General features: G+C 39.4%; 21 protein-coding genes. 17 read left to right on the plus strand and 4 right to left on the minus strand.

All coding sequences use genetic code 11. The features are described 5' to 3' along the window. The first annotated feature begins 93 nt into the window (after positions 1-93). Complete coding sequence (locus AC1DOV_RS10225) at positions 94-753, plus strand: helix-turn-helix transcriptional regulator (RefSeq protein ID WP_441880877.1); 660 nt, start codon at positions 94-96, stop codon at positions 751-753. A gap of 116 nt (positions 754-869) precedes the next feature. Here the strand turns inward: AC1DOV_RS10225 and AC1DOV_RS10230 are convergent, their stop codons facing one another. After that, the gene (locus AC1DOV_RS10230; RefSeq protein ID WP_441880878.1) at positions 870-1,628 is read right to left on the minus strand and encodes an MBL fold metallo-hydrolase; all 759 of its coding nucleotides are present in this window, start codon (positions 1,626-1,628) and stop codon (positions 870-872) included. 117 nt (positions 1,629-1,745) lie between these two features. Between AC1DOV_RS10230 and AC1DOV_RS10235 the strand changes: the two genes are divergently transcribed. From AC1DOV_RS10235 to AC1DOV_RS10250, 4 genes are all read left to right on the plus strand, one after another. Next, on the plus strand, positions 1,746-2,156 hold the full coding sequence (locus AC1DOV_RS10235; protein WP_441880879.1) for an Lrp/AsnC family transcriptional regulator: 411 nt from the start codon (positions 1,746-1,748) through the stop codon (positions 2,154-2,156). A gap of 347 nt (positions 2,157-2,503) precedes the next feature. Beyond that, entirely contained in the window at positions 2,504-3,535 is a 1,032-nt protein-coding gene (locus tag AC1DOV_RS10240; RefSeq protein WP_477549838.1) for an ATP-binding cassette domain-containing protein, read from the plus strand. Continuing rightward, the gene (locus AC1DOV_RS10245; RefSeq protein ID WP_477549839.1) at positions 3,532-4,347 is read left to right on the plus strand and encodes an ABC transporter permease; all 816 of its coding nucleotides are present in this window, start codon (positions 3,532-3,534) and stop codon (positions 4,345-4,347) included. Before AC1DOV_RS10240 ends, AC1DOV_RS10245 begins: the two co-directional genes overlap by 4 nt. A 168-nt stretch (positions 4,348-4,515) precedes the next feature. Next, entirely contained in the window at positions 4,516-5,316 is an 801-nt protein-coding gene (locus AC1DOV_RS10250) for an aminoglycoside phosphotransferase family protein (RefSeq protein WP_441880881.1), read from the plus strand. Positions 5,317-5,391: 75 nt separating this feature from the next. Here AC1DOV_RS10250 and AC1DOV_RS10255 read toward each other — a convergent pair whose 3' ends face one another. Beyond that, a complete protein-coding gene (locus tag AC1DOV_RS10255) occupies positions 5,392-6,852 on the minus strand; it encodes an MFS transporter (RefSeq protein WP_441880882.1) in 1,461 nt (486 codons plus the stop codon). Between the two features lie 275 nt (positions 6,853-7,127). On the opposite strand from AC1DOV_RS10255, the gene AC1DOV_RS10260 reads away from it, so the two are divergent. Continuing rightward, positions 7,128-7,490, plus strand: a complete 363-nt coding sequence (locus AC1DOV_RS10260) for a hypothetical protein (protein WP_477549840.1) — start codon at positions 7,128-7,130, stop codon at positions 7,488-7,490. Positions 7,491-8,100: 610 nt separating this feature from the next. Here the strand turns inward: AC1DOV_RS10260 and AC1DOV_RS10265 are convergent. Continuing rightward, positions 8,101-8,751 carry a transcriptional regulator gene (locus tag AC1DOV_RS10265; RefSeq protein WP_477549841.1) on the minus strand — a complete coding sequence of 217 codons (651 nt, stop codon included), beginning with the start codon at positions 8,749-8,751 and terminating at the stop codon, positions 8,101-8,103. A 547-nt stretch (positions 8,752-9,298) separates the two neighbouring features. Here AC1DOV_RS10265 and AC1DOV_RS10270 point away from each other — a divergent pair. Both AC1DOV_RS10270 and AC1DOV_RS10275 read left to right on the plus strand, forming a co-directional pair. Further along, a complete protein-coding gene (locus tag AC1DOV_RS10270; RefSeq protein WP_477549842.1) occupies positions 9,299-10,249 on the plus strand; it encodes an SDR family NAD(P)-dependent oxidoreductase in 951 nt (316 codons plus the stop codon). A 204-nt stretch (positions 10,250-10,453) separates the two neighbouring features. Beyond that, a complete protein-coding gene (locus AC1DOV_RS10275) occupies positions 10,454-10,999 on the plus strand; it encodes a hypothetical protein (protein WP_441880886.1) in 546 nt (181 codons plus the stop codon). Between the two features lie 472 nt (positions 11,000-11,471). Here AC1DOV_RS10275 and AC1DOV_RS10280 read toward each other — a convergent pair whose 3' ends face one another. After that, positions 11,472-12,101: a hypothetical protein gene (locus tag AC1DOV_RS10280; RefSeq protein ID WP_477549843.1), complete on the minus strand. Its 630-nt coding sequence runs from the start codon at positions 12,099-12,101 to the stop codon at positions 11,472-11,474. A gap of 170 nt (positions 12,102-12,271) precedes the next feature. Here AC1DOV_RS10280 and AC1DOV_RS10285 point away from each other — a divergent pair, with 170 nt between their 5' ends. From AC1DOV_RS10285 to AC1DOV_RS10325, 9 genes are all read left to right on the plus strand, one after another. Beyond that, the gene (locus tag AC1DOV_RS10285) at positions 12,272-12,655 is read left to right on the plus strand and encodes a hypothetical protein (protein ID WP_441880888.1); all 384 of its coding nucleotides are present in this window, start codon (positions 12,272-12,274) and stop codon (positions 12,653-12,655) included. A gap of 241 nt (positions 12,656-12,896) precedes the next feature. After that, positions 12,897-13,562 carry a DUF4304 domain-containing protein gene (locus AC1DOV_RS10290; RefSeq protein WP_477549844.1) on the plus strand — a complete coding sequence of 222 codons (666 nt, stop codon included), beginning with the start codon at positions 12,897-12,899 and terminating at the stop codon, positions 13,560-13,562. A 94-nt stretch (positions 13,563-13,656) separates the two neighbouring features. Continuing rightward, positions 13,657-14,022, plus strand: a complete 366-nt coding sequence (locus AC1DOV_RS10295; RefSeq protein ID WP_441880890.1) for a hypothetical protein — start codon at positions 13,657-13,659, stop codon at positions 14,020-14,022. Positions 14,023-14,596: 574 nt separating this feature from the next. Further along, positions 14,597-15,049 (plus strand): hypothetical protein, encoded by a 453-nt coding sequence (locus tag AC1DOV_RS10300; RefSeq protein WP_441880891.1) that lies wholly within the window; start codon positions 14,597-14,599, stop codon positions 15,047-15,049. A 303-nt stretch (positions 15,050-15,352) separates the two neighbouring features. Next, positions 15,353-15,829: a UPF0158 family protein gene (locus tag AC1DOV_RS10305; RefSeq protein WP_477549845.1), complete on the plus strand. Its 477-nt coding sequence runs from the start codon at positions 15,353-15,355 to the stop codon at positions 15,827-15,829. Between the two features lie 97 nt (positions 15,830-15,926). Next, positions 15,927-16,172 carry a PHP domain-containing protein gene (locus tag AC1DOV_RS10310; protein WP_441880893.1) on the plus strand — a complete coding sequence of 82 codons (246 nt, stop codon included), beginning with the start codon at positions 15,927-15,929 and terminating at the stop codon, positions 16,170-16,172. 194 nt (positions 16,173-16,366) lie between these two features. Further along, positions 16,367-16,741, plus strand: coding sequence for a PHP domain-containing protein (locus AC1DOV_RS10315; protein ID WP_477511973.1), 375 nt, complete (start codon positions 16,367-16,369; stop codon positions 16,739-16,741). A gap of 147 nt (positions 16,742-16,888) precedes the next feature. Continuing rightward, positions 16,889-17,704: a hypothetical protein gene (locus AC1DOV_RS10320; protein WP_477549846.1), complete on the plus strand. Its 816-nt coding sequence runs from the start codon at positions 16,889-16,891 to the stop codon at positions 17,702-17,704. Between the two features lie 145 nt (positions 17,705-17,849). Next, positions 17,850-18,281 (plus strand): hypothetical protein, encoded by a 432-nt coding sequence (locus tag AC1DOV_RS10325; protein WP_477549847.1) that lies wholly within the window; start codon positions 17,850-17,852, stop codon positions 18,279-18,281. Positions 18,282-18,396: the final 115 nt, after the last annotated feature.

An 18,396-nucleotide genomic window follows, 5' to 3' on the forward strand; every position in this document is an offset into this window, starting at 1 on the left:
TCAGGCTACAGTTCAGCTTTGACTTTGTCAACATTTTTATTTAAAATGTAGAGAGTGATATAGAGTCAGTTGCCTCAAAAGGAGGTCCCTATAATGAGCGGAAGTCAAACGAACAAAGATTCCTCAACGAAGACGCGAAGAGGAATCATTAATCTGCTGAAGCAGCAGGGTGGTATGGATGTTATGGCATTAGCCTCAGAGTTTCTATTATCTGGAATGGCTATTCGCCAGCATTTAAATGCGCTGAAAGAAGAAGGATTAGTTACGTATGAAGAAGAAGCTCGTCCGATGGGACGACCGGCCAAGCTGTGGAGATTAACGCCTGAAGCTGATCGTTTTTTTCCAAGCGGGTATTCGGAATTGTCAGTTAGTCTGCTTCAATCTATGCGAGAGGCTTTCGGAATCGAGGGGCTGGATAAGCTGCTGACAGTACGAAATAAAAATATGCTGGAGCAATACCTTTTCCAACTTGGCGGGGAATCTCATCTAATTGGAAAACTGGAGAAACTGGCTGATATTCGCACAAAAGAAGGTTATATGGCTGAGATCAAGGATCTAGGCGATGGAAGCCTGTTGTTTATAGAGAAGCATTGTCCAATCTGTGAAGCTGCTGCTGCTTGTGCCGGGTTATGTAAAAATGAGTTAAGCCTCTTTCAATCCGTGCTAGGCAGTGAAGTTCAGATTGAACGCGTAGAGCATATTTTGTCAGGCGGAAGAAACTGTGTTTATAAGGTGATGGAACCAAATAGTTAGCTGTAAAGTACTTTGAATCCTGTATTATTAGTAGCATTTTAAATAAATTAGACCTATTGAAGGCTGCCGAGAGTTTCTCGACAGCCTTATTACGCCAGAGGAAAATGATTTTTCATTTAAAAAGTGATGGATTCACCATCAATGGGTACTAAAATATGTTTTGAAAGTTCCTTTTCATCAAGGAATGCTTGTAATTCTCTTCGAGTTAATAAGCAGTGATTGAGTGCTTCCATATGTGAAACGATAATGGTCGATTGCGGAGCTGCCATATAGGTTTGATAAATGTCTTCTTTTGTCATAATGATCGGATCGCCTTGAAGAAATTGTGCAGCACCTCCATTTACAATGATGACTTCAGGATGATGCAGTCTGATGCTGTCTTCAACATCGTTGCACCATATCGTATCTCCTGCAAGATAAAGTGTTTTTTCATCCGGATGGTTAAAGACAACGCCAGAAACCTCGCCCATCATCTTTCCAATTTCGCCAATGCCATGTTTTCCGTTTGTTCTAGTTAAGCTAATGCCTTCTATATACGAAATACGATCTATCGATTGTACATTTTGAAAACCTGCTTTTCGAATGACTGCGACATCATCTACAGACTGTGCAATAATAGGAATAGTTTTCGGCAATGCTTCGATCGCCGCGGCGTCAAAATGATCAGGATGTAAATGAGTGACAACAACGACATCTGCATCTATGATCTCTTCGATTGAAATGGGGAGATCTACTGTTGGGTTAAATGTATCCTGATTCAACGTATTTGGAAACGGAGGATAAGCCCCCTTTTTCGCCAAAAATGGATCAATCAAAAAGGTTTTATTTGCATAATTTATAATCATTGTTGCGTTTCGTATTTGTCTAATTTTCATGTTGTTCTCCTCCTTAAATACTCTACATGTATAGCATAATATTTAAGGAAAGCTGCTGTACATAACTAAAATCAAGTGTTTAAACATATAACTTGATTTATGAAAGAGGTTGTTATTTTGTTGGATTCTACGGACAAAAAAATAGTTGATGAGCTGTTAATGAATGGTCGTATCACGATGAAGCAATTAGGCGAGAAGGTTCATCTGACGGGGCAGGCAACAGCGTCCAGAGTGAATAAATTAGAAGAACAAGGTGTTATAGAAGGATACACGATTAATCTAAATCAGCACAAAGCAGGATATGCAATCCACTCCTTTATAAATATTTATACAAAGGGCACGGAACATAAGCCCTATTTGGCCTATATTGAGAAACAACAGCAGTACATCTTGAACAACTTCAAAATCAGTGGAGATGGTTGTTATCTTTTGGAGTGCAGATTTCCATCCAACCATGAGCTGGATCTATTTTTAACCGAATTAAATAATCATGTTAATTATAAGTTGTCTATTGTAATTAGTAAGTGAAAGGATTGAGCTGCTTTTTTTGCGTTTAGAATTATAAGATGAAAAGCTATGAAATACTCTGATCGTATCATAGCCTTAAGTTTATGACATTGCTCTAAAACAGACCCTAATTCAAATGGCGGTCAGTTAGAAAGTCCTTATTTTCTGCAATCGGCAGAGAAATAGGGGCTTTTTTTGGTGATCAGCTTTTAAGTGGGATGTTTCATTTCTGTGAATTTAAGGTCAGGGATAGAATTTATGCGCTCGATAAAACGTAAGATTTAAACTGCGGATCATTTTTTGTTTAAATTCAGTTTACAAAGGTACGTTACCATCACGTTATCAACAGTTGTATAGGAGGAATTACAATGGTTCATGTAAATAAGAAGAAAATAGAGCCAAACCACGGTGACTGGGCTGTCGAAGCGAACGGACTCGTAAAAACTTTTGGTGAAAATCGGGCTGTGGATGGCGTGAATATGAATGTACGCGCGGGTTCAATTTACGGTGTGCTTGGTCCGAATGGAGCTGGCAAGACCACAACGATTAGTATGCTCGCAACCTTGCTTCGTCCAGATGCAGGCTCGGCGCGAATCTTCGGGCACGATGTAGTAAAGGAATCACAGATTGTTCGTCAATTAATTGGGGTTACCGGCCAGTACGCATCGGTTGATGAATCACTAAGCGCTACAGAAAACCTGGTTATCTTCTCTAGGCTGCTAGGGCTTGGGCGTTCAGAAGCGAAGCGTAAAGCAGATGAATTGCTTGAGGAGTTTGGTTTGACGGAAGCAGCGAAGCGGCCATTGAAAAACTTTTCCGGCGGCATGCGCCGCCGCTTGGATTTGGCGGCGAGTCTTATTGCACAACCGCCGCTTATCTTCTTGGATGAGCCGACTACAGGGCTCGACCCGCGTACGCGTGCTCAAATGTGGGATACGATTCGCCGGTTGGTGAAGACGGGGTCGACCGTGCTGTTAACGACACAGTACCTCGATGAGGCGGATCAATTGGCTGATAGAATCGCAGTTATCGATCGCGGTCGGGTAGTGGCAGAGGGCACGGTGGATGAACTGAAAGCTTCAGTAGGTACATCCTCATTGCAATTGAGAGTAGTAAACCCGCTGGACATCGAAGCAGCTCGTCAAACGGTTGAACATGTGCTGAAAACACAATCCATTGTGTTATATGAAGCTGGAATGATTACGGCCCCTATGGCGGATGCCGATTTGGTCACAGATCTGCTTATCGCACTGCGTGAGAGAGGGATTCATTTGGCAGAAATGAGCGTACAAAAACCGACCCTTGATGAGGTGTTCCTCACAATCACAGGTCATGGTGTTAAAGAGGACACTGCACAAGCGTCCGATGTATCCAATAAAGCGGAGGCGGTAAAAGTATGAAAAGCACTTCCATTCAATCAGGATTTGATCGTGAGCTGAAAAACCACACGAGCTTTGGTCAAACCATTCGTAATTCATTAACGATGGCTTATCGCGGCCTGCTTAAAATTCGGCGTACACCTGAGCAATTGTTTGATGTTACATTTCAGCCAATCATCTTTACTTTAATGTTTACCTATATTTTTGGCGGTGCCATCTCAGGTGACGTAATCAGTTATTTGCCCGTCATCATTCCCGGCATTCTCGTGCAGACTGTAATTACGACCTCAGTTGTTACTGGCGTTCAATTGCGTGAGGACATGGATAAAGGTGTATTTGATCGGTTCAAGTCATTGCCAATCTCACGAATTGCTCCGTTAGCTGGAGCTTTGCTTGCAGACACCATTAGGTACACGATTGCTACTGTACTCACTTTAACTATGGGATACATTATGGGCTATCGTCCTGATGGAGGCCTTGATCATGTGGCCATCGCTGCACTACTTGTGATCTTCTGTTCTTGGTCAATCAGCTGGATCTTCGCTTTCTTCGGCGTCATCGCCCGTACTGCCTCAAGCGTACAAGGGATATCGATGATTGTGCTGTTTCCGCTGACGTTTCTTTCCAATGCCTTTGTGCCGGTTGATACCATGCCGAAATGGCTTCAATGGTTTGTCAACATCAATCCGGTCTCCCATCTTGTCAGTGCCGTCCGTGATTTGACCAACTCTGGAACGGTAGGCTGGGATTTGGCTATCTCTCTGATCGGAGCAATTGTGATCGTAGCCATCTTTGCACCGATTACGGTTCGCGCCTATATGCGCCGGACATAATGAACAGCGTGGAGTTCAATTGATGCTAGCGCCAAGCTCCACCAATCGCTCTAATCAAAACGGCAGAAATGCCGTTTTTTTGTTTTATACTTCTATAGCGAGCTCTAGTAAAGTTCACAAATTTCCATAATATGCTATGATTATTGGTAGAAAAGTATAGATGATACCATGAATGAAGCAGCCATTTGGAAAGGAAAGATGACATCAATGAAGTATGGGAAATTAATCGGAGAAGGCAATACCGCATCGGTATATGAATGGGAAGAAGGGACAGTGCTTAAGCTTTTCGTTCACGGTTATCCAAAAAGTGATGTGGAAAGAGAGTTTAGAAACGCACAAGCCATTAATGATATGAACTTCGCAAAACCAAAGGCATATGAAATGATTAGTTATGAAGAGCGTATGGGTATTATTTATGACAAAGTAGAGGGCGAATCACTGCTCGATTGGGTTTTGAAAACAGGTGATCTCCATGGATGCGCGGAGCATATGTCCAAGCTTCATAAGTCGATTCTACAGAATAGTGTCAGCACTAGCGATGTGCCGGATTACAAATCATTTTTAAAATACAATATAATAAATGCGTCATCGGCTAATGCAATGGAACAAGAAGGCGTATTGCACAAATGGAGTGAATTGAAGGATGGAGACACACTTTGTCATGGTGATTTTCATCCAGGCAATATTTTATTATCCAATGGTCAGACAAAAGTTATCGATTTCATGAATGTGTGTCACGGACATTTTTTATATGATGTTGCAAGAACTGTATTTTTGGTGGAGTATACACCCGTGCCTGAAGGTACAGAGGATATAGAGTTGGTCAGGGGATTAAAGAGAACATTGGCAGATTTGTATCTTGCCCAAATGGATGTTACCCGTGAAATGATACAAGATTATTTATCGGTAATCATTGCGGCTAGAGTTGGAGAATGTCCTGACGAACCCCGCTGGAGAGAACAGCAGTAAATGGTGATTGAAGTGGAGAAAGAAAAAGACAGCCTCCAGTTGAATGGAATGCTGTCTTTTTTTTGCTGCTATGCACTAGTGATTGAAGGCTTGCTCTTTTTGCTTATTCAAGGCGATGAAAACAGTAAATAACAGAAGGATGATTCCAGTAAAGATGAACCCTTCGATAATGTTGAAAGGAAGCCATCCCAGAACGGATGAGCCTGCAACCACACCAAGAGAGAAGAAGGCATAGAAATATCCATAAGCTTTTCCGCGAAGCTCTGCTGGCGTAGCTCTAATGAGCATCGTATTAATGGATGGGAACAAGAAAGCAAAGCCGATTCCATATAGTCCTAAAACAAAATAAAGTCCTAATGTCGTTGATGATTGGCTAATAAGCAACTGACTTAATCCCATTAAACCCATGCCTAATGCCATCGTTCGTGATGGGGAAACGCGATCGAATATACGGTTTGTAGGAAGTACAAACATGAGAACGGCAATGATCCCAAAAGTGCTCATTAGCGTGCCGCTTAATTTCGAATCATATCCAAGCGTTTGAACATGCAGCGGCAACAAATAAGCGATTACGCCTTGAGAGAACATTAAGAAAAAGGCACCGCCATAAGCTTTTACAACACCTGCATTAAAGAATGAGCCTGCTGCTTGTTCGATCGTTTTTTCTTTTTCTTTCTTTAATGGTTTGTACTTGCTTAAAAAAATAGCAGACAAAATGGCGAGTGCAAACCCTAATACAGCTACACAAGTAAAAACGAAGGGAACGGAAGTTTTGCTTGCCATAATTCCGCTGAAAGCAGGTCCAATAATGGCGGCTAATCCAACAAATGTACCCGTGAAGGCAACTTTTTTCCCTTGCTCATTATTTATCGTAGTATTTGCAGAGAAAGTAAACGCAGCTGGAACAATTAATCCGGCCACAAAACCATGAATGATTCGTACGATTATTAATACGACTGGAGAGTCAACGAATTGATATAGCAGCAGTGCGCTGCTTGTCAGAAGCAAACCGATCATTAGTATTTTGAACGGCCCTACCTTATCCGTCATAATACCTGACAATATGTTGCCAAACGTATTGGTTAATGAATAAAGCCCAACGACAATGCCTACAATAAACGAGCTTGCACCAACGGAAGCGGCAAAAGTACTCATAACCGGCAGCTGTGCAAATAGATCAATAAAAGAGAAAAACACGATACTGTACACTAATATGGCATAGTTAAATGGCTTTACACTATATTTGGCTTGTGCCTTCTTCAGCTTCCAATCGAGCAAAAAGTTGCCTAATGGCACAAAAGCCGCAATTACTGCTGCTGCAGGCCAAAGCAAACTCCACTTCACTCGAATAGCTGCGTAAAGTATTGCTACAGCATATAAACTGAAAATCCCCCCGTGAATACTTCCCATAAGCGTCACGGCTTGCTCTATTCCCCATATATATTTCAAGGGCATAGCGATACATAGTAATAAAAGTAATGAAATGCCATCTAGAAAACCTGTGATTCGTAAAATGTGAATTGGATGTCCTCGCACTTTTCATGCTCCTAATATAGATTGAATTGATCTCTCTATTCTAACATTTAATTAGGCGATAAAAATAGAACGAGGCAGATGGAAAGTGAAGGTTCAGCAACAAATATGAGATGAACGATTTATTTTTGGAAGATGTCGTCAAAAATGGTGAATTCAAAATCTCATTATTTGTTTCAATTAAAGCTTGACCTTGAAGTGTACTTCAACATTTATGCTCTAGCTAATCAATTACGGCTATCCATAATTGAAGTCTGAGATAAAGTTGGAGGTTATGTATGATGCGAGTTTTAGAGGTAGTTGTTATTTTGGTCATTATTGCAGTCACGGCGGGAATCCTATATGGCAAAAGGGAGCGGCGGCTGAATGCCGTTTTATGTACGTCCTTAGTGTTGGTTGTATTATTGCATGGAATAATCGATCATTTTCGCATACAGATGGTTTCAGCCTATGCCGCTGTTTTAACGCTAATCATTGTATTGGTCCTTAGATTGGCTAAGCCGCAGAGCAAAGTCCGCACTAAGCGTTTGTTAAAAAACAGTCTGCTAACTGTTGTCGTAATTAGATGCCACTCCTTCGGTAGGAGTGGTTTTTCTTTTTTATACCGAATATTTTGTGCGGAAAACCTCGATTTTTTTTGACTCGAGGGGTAGTGTCTATCATTGCTAATGGACATGAGATCCGCTAATTTTGAATTTTAGTGGGTTTTGACATTTTAACGGACATGAGATCCGCTATTTGTGCTGAAACACTCAAAAAGACTCGATTTATAGCAAATAGCGGAACCTATGTCCGTTAAAATCAAAAAAAGAGCTAAATCCCATAAATAGCGGAACCTATGTCCGTAACACCCGCCACCCAAGCTGCTTTTTCTGTCACATTAAGAATTCAAACACCCCACGCAACTTTGAGGCACACAAACCCACACCCAAGCAACAATGAGAATAACCGAAACACCCCCACGCCGATGTTACATTGAGTATTACCGACTTAAACCCGCGCCAAGTTACATCTAGTAATACCAGAATAAACCCACACTGATGTTGCATTGGATAATACCGGAACAAACCCATGCCAAAGCAACATTGAGTATTACCGAAACAAAAACACGCCTACGTCACATTGAGTATTACCGACATAATCTCACACTCAAGCAACAATGAGTATTTTCGTAACACGTACAAACCCACGGAACTTTGACTATCACCGTCAGATTACCCACTCTCATGCTACTAAGACGGATGTATACCGTTACAATCGAATTTTAAAAGTACGGCAACGTTGGTGGCCACTGGATACCTCTAACAGTTGGAGTTCAACGAGTTTGTACAAAATACGCCTTGCATGTCGATCACTTACTCTGAGATGCTCAGCGAGTTCTAAAGGAGTTATTGGTCGGAGCAAACGTCGTGCTAGTCGTAAGGTTTCCGCTTCAGAGCTCATTAACTGTGAAGGCACATCTGAAGAAATGAATTTACCGATAAAAGCAAGAACGAGCTGCTGGCATTGTTGCGGTTCGTCCGTAATAGAAGGGTAAGCAACAGGCAGCAGCATCCAACCGTCAAGAGCTAACAAACAATGCCTTCTACACAAATCTTTAAATCGTCTTACATCAAGATCTCGAGCATGGGACGCATATCCTTGAATCTCAATTCCACCTTTTGCGCCACCTGGCATATAGGCAAGATCCAGATATCGATAGCCATTATTGAAATCGCGAACTTCCCATTCAGGCAGCAGATAATCAAAATGTCCGACAGCAGGGAACCATACTGATCGTAGAAATTCAACTGTTCCGTGGCCAAGTCCCTTATTGAGCAATTCAAGTCTTCTATGATTACTCTCTGAATCAATATTGGCTTGTAACCATTCCTTATATTTGTGATCAAATTGAGATGCCATAACTTACACTTCCCCTCTGCAAAATAAAAACGCCGCTGTCATACAAACACTCCCAAACAGGAATGGTTGTATGACAGCGGCGTGTTCTTCACGACCTATGTTGTCAGTATATCGTCAGCTGACTATTTCATCAATAGCCGTTATTTCTAATATTCATAAGTATCTCATAGTTTTTGTAAGATGCACTATTAATTGAACAAATACGATATATTATTGATATACAGCTTGAGTAACACACCCAAACAATTGACATCTAATCAATTTTTTTCAAGAACCCAACTGATAACGCAGCTTATAAAATCGAAACAATTCCTTCACACCATATTATCATCAAAATAGAGAAGACATAACTGAGTAAAAGCACTAAAAGCACTAAAAGCACTAAAAGCACTAAAAGCACTAAAAGCACTAAAAGCACTAAAAGCACTAAAAGCTCTACAAGCTACTACAATCTCAAATGCTTTTCTAATCATGTAATCGATTTGTTCAAGCACTTAAGAACCAAATCTTGAAGGGTAACCGTAAAATATCCAATAGGAGGTTCGACATGAAAGCTAAGATTGTTATTATAACAGGAGCAAATTCGGGGATCGGAAAAGCAGCAACGCTGAAGTTTGCAACCGAAGGATATCATGTTGTCATGGCTTGCCGCAATTTGCAGATTAGTAGACCTGTGCAACAAGAAATCATACTAGCAGCAAACAATGTTAATGTAGATTTGATGGAGCTGGATATTTCATCGTTTGATTCTATTCGTTTATTCTGCGCTGCATTCAAAGCTAAATACTCACGTTTGGACATTTTAATATATAACGCAGCTTACTTAAATCATGGAGAAAAGCAATATAAGCTTAGTCCTGAACATATTGAGCTATCTTTTGCTACAAACACATTTGGTCCCTTCTTAATGACTAATTTGCTGACAGACCATCTTCAAAAATCGCAGGACCCGAGAATTCTTAATGCCTGTACGACCAATATTAAAAATTTCTTCGATCCCAAAAGAAAAATTGACTTCGATAATTTACGCGGTGAACTGCAAAACAAGCAGCGTCACAGTGTATATAAGATGTACGGTGACTCCAAAATGGCATTATTGATTTTAACCTTCAAATTAGCTGAACAATTGAAAAGCAAGGGAATTAAAATCAATGCGCTTCAAATCAACCGAGTAAAATTATCAAAAGAAACGATAAGCAAACTTAGCCCATTTTGGAAAGTGCTTGCTACGGCTCAAAATTTAACGAATCCGCCACCAGCCGGCATGGCAGACAATTATTTTTATATTTGTACTTCAGATGAATTCCGCGATGTAACAGGTCAGCTAATTAACCACAAGCGAGAGATAGTTGCACCATCCACAAGCGAAAAAGGTGTAGAGCAATTGAAAAACATATTTGGTTCGGGAAGCTATCCTAAATACGCTATTGACACTGAAAATTCGTCGAAGCTATGGGTTTTAAGCACGGAGCTGACTAGTAATTTTTATGAGTCGTAAGCACAACAGGAGTAGCAGAAGTTAGAAGGAAATAAAGTTCTAGACTGAAAAATAAAGTGTTAGACTGACGATGCGACGATGCTTCATTAAGCTAACGAGCAGGATACTTTAATCACTGCTCTAATACTTTAGTGGTGAGATTCAAGCCTTTCATTGTACTTTCGGATAGTTACATTTAATGTTAGTTGAGGTGGTGGTTGATAATTGAAGAAAAAACTATGGATACCAATGGTACTTCTTATAGTGGCATTTATTGTATGGATATTAATGTATACATACCCAAAGCACTATAAATTTACGATTCAAGGGGTATTGTATCAATTGGGTGAAGAAAATAGTGATTTTGTGAAGCCAGATACCATATTTGTAAATGGTAAAATGAAAAAGAACATAAAAGGAGTAAGAACATTCACAGGAATAATCGATATTAAAGGTGAAAATATACCTGTTCCAGAAGAGCATCGACAATTAAAGATAACACTGAGCGAATATGGTGAAGCAGTTCTATTTTATACCTATAATGAAAAGGGACAACCTAAACATTTTGCTTACGGTAATATTTTTATTAACGACGATTTTAGTAAACTTACAATTTTAAAATTTACAAAAGATGCTAGGAACCCTGATCAATCAGGTTTTGATGGTCGTAGCGGGTATATCATATCAGCACCTGCACAAAAAAGGGATGATGCATTGGAGATCACAAATGAACTGATACATGGTGCTCTGAAAGGAGACATACTAAAATGAAGGGATGCCTACTTAACTAACGGTTAACTTTAGCTTAATCATATCTGGAGGTTATGTATTTATGGAACGACTTTGGCCATTTGAAGATCCTGAAAATGTAGCTGTTATTACAACCCAAAAAATAATGAATAGACATAGCCCTATTCTATAAGTATCCCATGACAGCGATGATGGAATGTGGCAGTTTCTCGATGGTGAAGAAGTGATTGAATTAGACGCTCGTATTCTAGGGTTAAAAGAATGAATAGACATTGACCCGAGTTTGGTCCAACTTGCTGATCTGCCAATTGGATGGACAGCATGGAGGGAAACTAAATTCAATCGATGGATTAGAGGAAAAAGATAAGAACTTGTTATTCAACTAACGTAGAACGTTAGTTCAACAAAATAGCCGCTAGCCCGAACTTAATTTCAGGTTTGGGCTAGCGGCTAATGCAGCTTAATGATTCAATCGAGAGGCAGTTGGCAGTTGTTAATTCATCAGATTCTCTATCCGATCTGCACGGACCCAGCACATTTCCTTGATATCTATGGTCGCTTTGAAGTCGTCAATCAAGGTAAAACGATCTTGAAGACTGACCAACGACTCAATACGGAACATATCTCGCAGTCTATCAAGTCCACCCGAATCGATGTTGAATAACGCAAAAGCATCCACGTCAAGACTCATTATAAGTTTCTTTACTTTGTCTTCCTTACTATGTTCCATATAGAATTCCCCAAGTATTTTAACCCTAAAAGCGTCTGAATCAGGGTTCACATAGAGTAATTCAATAGCTTCTTCTTCAGGAAACCGTTCTTGTACATAATTCTGTAATTCAATTTCATCTTCCTCATACGAATAATCGAATGCAGATACAACTCTGCTTTGATGAAGGATGGTGAAACCCCAGCCGTGATCTTCGAAATTATAAAAGTATAATACAGGTACGCCAGCAATCATTTTTATAATATCCTCAGGATAGGTGTCACTAACGTCTGTACCTTCCGTAAAAAACACGCTCCATTTGTCATTAAGCGGTTTTATAAAAATGGGATTGAAGTCTTCGATAGCTTTCCTATGTATATTCAATACAAGACTGCCTGAAGTAAATTCACTCATTTGTTTACCCCCGTAATGTCATATCATCAATTAAGATTAATATTTCGCTGGATACCAGCTAATCACCTTCATTTTCGAAGAGTATTGCTATCGGTTTGTTAAGCTAACGGGCAGGATAGTTCGATAACCACTTGGGTAAAATAACCAAAAATTTATGGGGGTTATTTCTCATGTGGTGGAGAGGTATAATTTTGATTTGGGCAATAGGGGTAACCTGCTTTACAGTAATGGATTGTGCTGAAGCTTACAGCGAGGAGTCACCAACTAACTATAATGCCGACATTCAACGTAAGAGTTTGGAAGAGGTGCTTATTTTCGAACTTAGTCCTAAGATTATGAGCGTACTTAGAAAGGAGTATGGTAATAACATTCTCATCGGCGGCGCTCATATCATACCAATCAGGAAATCGGATTCTTATCCTCAACAAGAGTTCATACTTGAAGGGGAAGTTACGACACACGATTCTACCTCGGATATAGTTCAAATTACTTTCAAAGCTAGTACAGACGGATACAAAGCGAGTAATTTCCGTGTTATCCGTACGCAAAAATAACAATCTTCCATTGAGCTAACGGGAAACGATAGTTGAATAACGTATTGATGAGCAGCTGCTGCGGTGGCCTGCTCATTAATGGGCAGGATAGCATGGTGTCCGCCAGTTATATTTGTTCAATTAATTACAATCATATATCAATCACATTCAAGGCTAAGTTGATGATAAAATAGCTTTAAATACAGAGATTGATGCTGCTGACACGAATAAGTGTCTGGCAAGGGGGGGGGGGGCATTACCAATGACTGATTTAAAAAAGTTCAAGCAATTATTAAAAGATACATTTGAACAAGAACTAAAAAAGCATGGATTCAATGGTACAGGCGGTAAGTATAGAACAAAACCAAATAATCATTTCATCTATACTGTCAATATTCAAGCTGATAAAAATGGCGGGTGTTGTTGTGTTGAACTTGGAGTATACATAGACTTCATCCCAAACCCTTTGGGTGCTCATGTCCCATTTAATAAAGTTTCATCCTATGATTGTGATTTTCGGTGGCGACTTTCAGACCTTGAAGATGAAGACTTATGGTGGAGTTATGGTGAAACGGAAATCGAAGCCCTTGAAAACATCGGACATATGACAGAAACTTTTGTAGAATACGGTTTACAATACTTTGGGAGTTTCATTAATTTCCCTGAATGTCTCACCAGTATTAGCGCTGAGGACATAGAACAAAGGAATAAGAATGTAAAACGGTTAGGTGACGTGCTAACAGATACTAGACTAGCATTAGTTATTTCTAGAGTGCATTTGCAGGTGAACAACAATGAGCAAGCTATTTCTTTTGCAACTTGGGCAATTAATCGGATTGGAGATAAAATAGTTGGTAGTGCTTTGATTCCTGAGTTTAACGAGATAATTAACAAAGCAACTGCTGTAAAGAGGTTGCAATTAAGGTGATAGATAATTGAACTAACGGGACACGATAGTTCAATGACAACAGGCTGAATCGTTAAATTACCATCGCATCTTATTCAATGATTGGGGTATCTAGATGTATAAAAGCATTCATTGGCATGCGTTTTTCAAAGTGAATACAGAGGAAAAGGCTCGAAAATTACTCTCAAGATTCGAAGAGGTTTGTGAGACGAATGCTGTCCTTTTATCCTGTGAACGTTATTGGAAGGATTCGGCTTTATATGATGTTGGTTTTAGCACATCCTTAAATAAGGACGATATTTCTCATGCCGTTTTCTCAACCCTAGTAAGTGCTCACAAATTGGCTTATGAATGGCAGGTTACTGGTCCTTCCAATTCAGAATCGGGAATTTGGGAATTTAGTGGACTAACCACTAAAACAAAAGTTACAGGTATCGAATGGATTCAGTTTAGGATAGTAAGCGAACCATTATTCAATTAACGGGACACTATAGTGTAACAATCACCAGGACAAGACTGCCGGAAATGAACGGTAGCCTCGTTGAGCTAACGGTCAGGTTAGTTTAGCACACCGTAATTTATAAAAAGTTTCAATTAAGGAGGTGTGTTGAATTATCAGAAGGAGATGGAGATATTACGGAGCAACTTATCTTATTGGTTACATAATTTCAATTTATGGAACGGGCATTCCTCAATGGTACTACTTAATTCCAGTAAAAATAGTGGCCTGTTGTTTTATGCTGATTGGTGGAAGTTCTATATATTACATGGCGGAAGAAAAACTTCATTTATTATTGGCTTTCTATAGGTCATTAAAGTATATCGCAATATCATTTGCAATCTTATTCGTCTTTGCTTTGATACAGCATATTTTTGATATTAACTTATCTGCAATAGTAGGAATTTAATAGTTTAACTCGCTGAACTAACGGGAAACGATAGTTGAAGACTAAAAGGGCTGCCACGTGGCAGCCCTTCGTAGTTACGCTAACGGGCAGAATAGTTCCAATAAGTGGTATTCTAAGATAAGGGATTTGAACAGGGGGGCAATGTTTATGGAAATAAAGCATCCAGTTAAGAGTCCATCAAGGATTGGAACCATTATAGGAATGATTGCTATTATATCGAGTCAATCTATTCTTGTATTGAGGTTATGGGATCAGAGGGGTATATTCTACGCTTCGTTAACGGTGATTCTTCTATGTTTAGTTGTACTGTTACTCGCATTGTACAGAACATTTTTTAAGAAACCAACCGTGTTATGCCTATCCAATGAGCAAATCATATTAAATGGGAATATAATTAATTCAAGGGATATTAAAGTGATAATGACCAGGGGGTACTTTAAACCTGTTATTGGGATATTACCTTACAGGAGGAAGATCGTCCCATTGGATATGGCATTTAGGTATTCAAAGGATGAAGATAGAGGCATCTCGGATTTAAAGAGCTGGGCAAAAATGAACAATGTAAAGATGGTTAATAAATCGTTTCAAACGTGGATATAAGTGTATTCAAAAGCACTATTCGGTACGGTTATTACCTTATTCAGAGGATGTGCTTAACCAGGGTGACATGCTTGTTCGTTACGCTAACGGGAAACGATAGTTGAAAAGTCGTAGCCATAGCAATGGCAGTCTAGATCTTTATTTCGCGTCCTAGTCTGCTGCTGTTGCTGCGGATTTAATTTGCAAAGTCTGATGATAGTTGAGGACGAGTTACATGTTTAAAAGCAGCTCCTCTATGATTTATCTTGGTAATTTGAATAAACTGTTTTGTAGAAGGAATCTCAATGAAAGGACAGATGTGAAATGGAGAGAAAAGCAACAGTAAAATTAGATGATCTAATTACTGAAATTGAAATTCAAATGGATGAGACCCTAACATACATAAACATCCAGACAGGAGAAGTAATAACATTATCGAGAGAAGAGATGAGAGCGGCAGAAGATGAAGAGCTGCTTGACAATTATCCGGATTGGGAACGAGAGAACATTGAACAAGCCATAAAAATTATAGAGGATGAAGACGAGGTTTACCTCGAATTCACATTAAGAAACGAGTTCCATGAGTATGAACTAATAGAAGAATTTATTGAGACATTAGACAAAGCAGAGGTTCGAGAAAAATTGTTTGGAGCTATTCAAGGAAGAGGAGCATTTAGAAGATTTAAAGATGGAATCATTGAACATGACGTCGAAAGACAATGGTATGAATTCAAAGAAAAAAAGGTGAAGGAATTAGTTATGGAATGGTGTAAAGAGAAGGGTCTTGTAATAGAAGAATGAAGTGTTATTTATTGGGAGGATAAACATGGCTTTAGACAATTAGATATCTCTACAAGAGTCAAGCCGTCAGTCAATTTGTATAAGGAGGAACCTTCATTTGAAATGGGACGATCATTCCCATACCCCATACTGTCATCATGGTAGTGGCACTTCACAAGAAGAATATTTAGAACGAGCGATTAATTTAGGATTCGAGCGTTACACGCTCAGTGAACATGCCCCTTTACCATTGAACTGGATCGATGATGCTTCGTTATATAAAAGGCTAGCAATGCCTTACAGTGAGCTTTCTCTGTACATCGAACATGCCAAGCATAAAAACAAGAATACAATGGAAAGATAGATGTTGCTGTTGGTTTAGAGCTAGATTACTTACCAGGTAAACTTGATTTCACTGAAAGAATAATAGATGACTTTGATCAGGATTTAGAAGACATTATTTATTCTGTGTACTATATACCCGGTATGGGTGGAATGTGATTAATTGATTACCGACCAGATTATTTTAAAGAATATATATTAAAGCATTACGGAACGATGGAGAAGGTTGTTGATGAGTACTACAACTATATTGAAGAAGCAATTGAGTGGATCTCCCAATTCTCTATACGGAAAAGAATTGGACATATTAATCTAATTGAAAAATTTAAAACCGTCTTGCCTGAAATAGATGAAGGGCAAATCAAAGATCGCATGGAGAAAATTATTCCGCTCCTCCTTAGAATGAATGTTGGACTTGATGTGAACACGGCAGGATTAAGGGTAGATACATGTGGGAAAGCGTATGTACCTGAATGGTTCCTGATTAAATGTAGGCACCATGGGGTTTCGTGTATATACGGGTCAGATGCCCATTCTCCAGATCACTTAGGGGATTGGTTTGTGGAGCTAGAGCACTACGCTAACAGGTAACGATAGTTGAAGACTAAAAGGGCTGCCACGTGGCAGCCCTTCGTCGTTACGCTAACGGGCAGGATACTTCCAATATGTGTTAGTATGAGGAGATTAGGAGCCAGGATTGAAATAGGAATCATTGGTTATATAGGAGCGTGTATACGGTTGAATGATCGACTATTGTTTTATAAAGGGTTAAAGGAGAATATCGAGCGAACGGAGGAAAGGAATCGGGGAGATCTGAATGAAGGATACTCAATCGACAACCACTTTTTTTTAGGACTTTATGAGTTTCGAGGATTACTAGGTCCGTTATATGAGAATGGCGAGCTCGGTAAACTGGCAGATTATTTTGAGTTACTTGGGACAGCCAATCGTAATTTATATCGAGACCATAATAAATATTTTTGGTGGATTTATCCACCTCTTGTCTGGTTGCTGTGCAGCTCTTTCTACAACTATCGTACTGGCAGAAGTTCTTATGCGGCAAACTTAGCTCGCTTCAACTATTCCTATATGGAAGAGGTAAAGCCCGGCTTAACACATGGTTTTACCAGAATAGAAATTGGTCTCACTGAGCGAGGATTGTTCGAAGAGTTGATGGGTTATTTTTCATTACTATTTGATCCGAATAGATTCATTTCCCATATGAACGAAGCTAAGAAATTATTCGAACAACACATTCAACTTCGTGAAGAAACATCTGCTAGCTCAAAGATTGAAGACGACGAGGACCTTAGTGATTCGGGAGGAATCGACGAACAAACAATCGTGAATGAATTTTCATTTAGTGAGGCAAATCAACCCTTTGATATTGCGCTCATCCTCTGCTTTGAGATTAATGAGCGTACCTATTGGTTCAAAGAGCGAGAACAAATCTTTGATCGACTGAAGACTTTCTTCACTGATCCACCAGATTGGAGCGCAATGAAGAAACCGTCATTAAACATATCACAACTTCACTTGGATCCTGATCAATAAAGTCGTTAGGCAACGTTCTAGAGGATTAAGCTAAAGGGAATCGTTAGTTTAACGCACCATGGAGTAGTTTGCGAACGCAGCTGAATGACCCAGCAGAAATAGGCGTTTAGGTCGTGTATCATATTTTGAAATGAGGAAAATCAGTATGGAATACAAACAAGTTGATATTTATGTTTACGGTAAAAGAATTATTATGATTGCTAATGGAATTATTAATAAGTGTGGAGGAATTATTGCAAACATTGATGTAGTAAAGGAGGTTGAAAATCCTAACAGTGAGGAACAAATTGAGTCAGCGCTTGAATATGTATTTCAGAAATGCCATTCTCTAACTCCCGTGGAAAACGACATCACTCCGCTTGAGAAGTATTTAGGAGTAAAAGGCTATGAAAAAGCAATAAAAGGGACAAAACTAGTTATATACTCATGTGATAGGGAAGAAGGTTATTCTTTAACTCCTACAAAGAAGCAAAAAGGTTTTGATTTTTTAGATGATAAAAAAATACATTTAGGTCATGAAATTATTAAAGGTAATCTAGCAAAAGCCTTAAGAGAAGCAATTGAGAATTCAAAGTAATGAAAACCACATGTGAGTATTGTACTGTTCCTTAAGGTTCCGGAAACTCGGAACCTTTTTGTATTGAGGAAAATTGCAGTGGGCTGCGAGAAATCATTAGTGTAGATACGAAATA

Source organism: Paenibacillus sp. 01T47 (genome assembly GCF_056398245.1).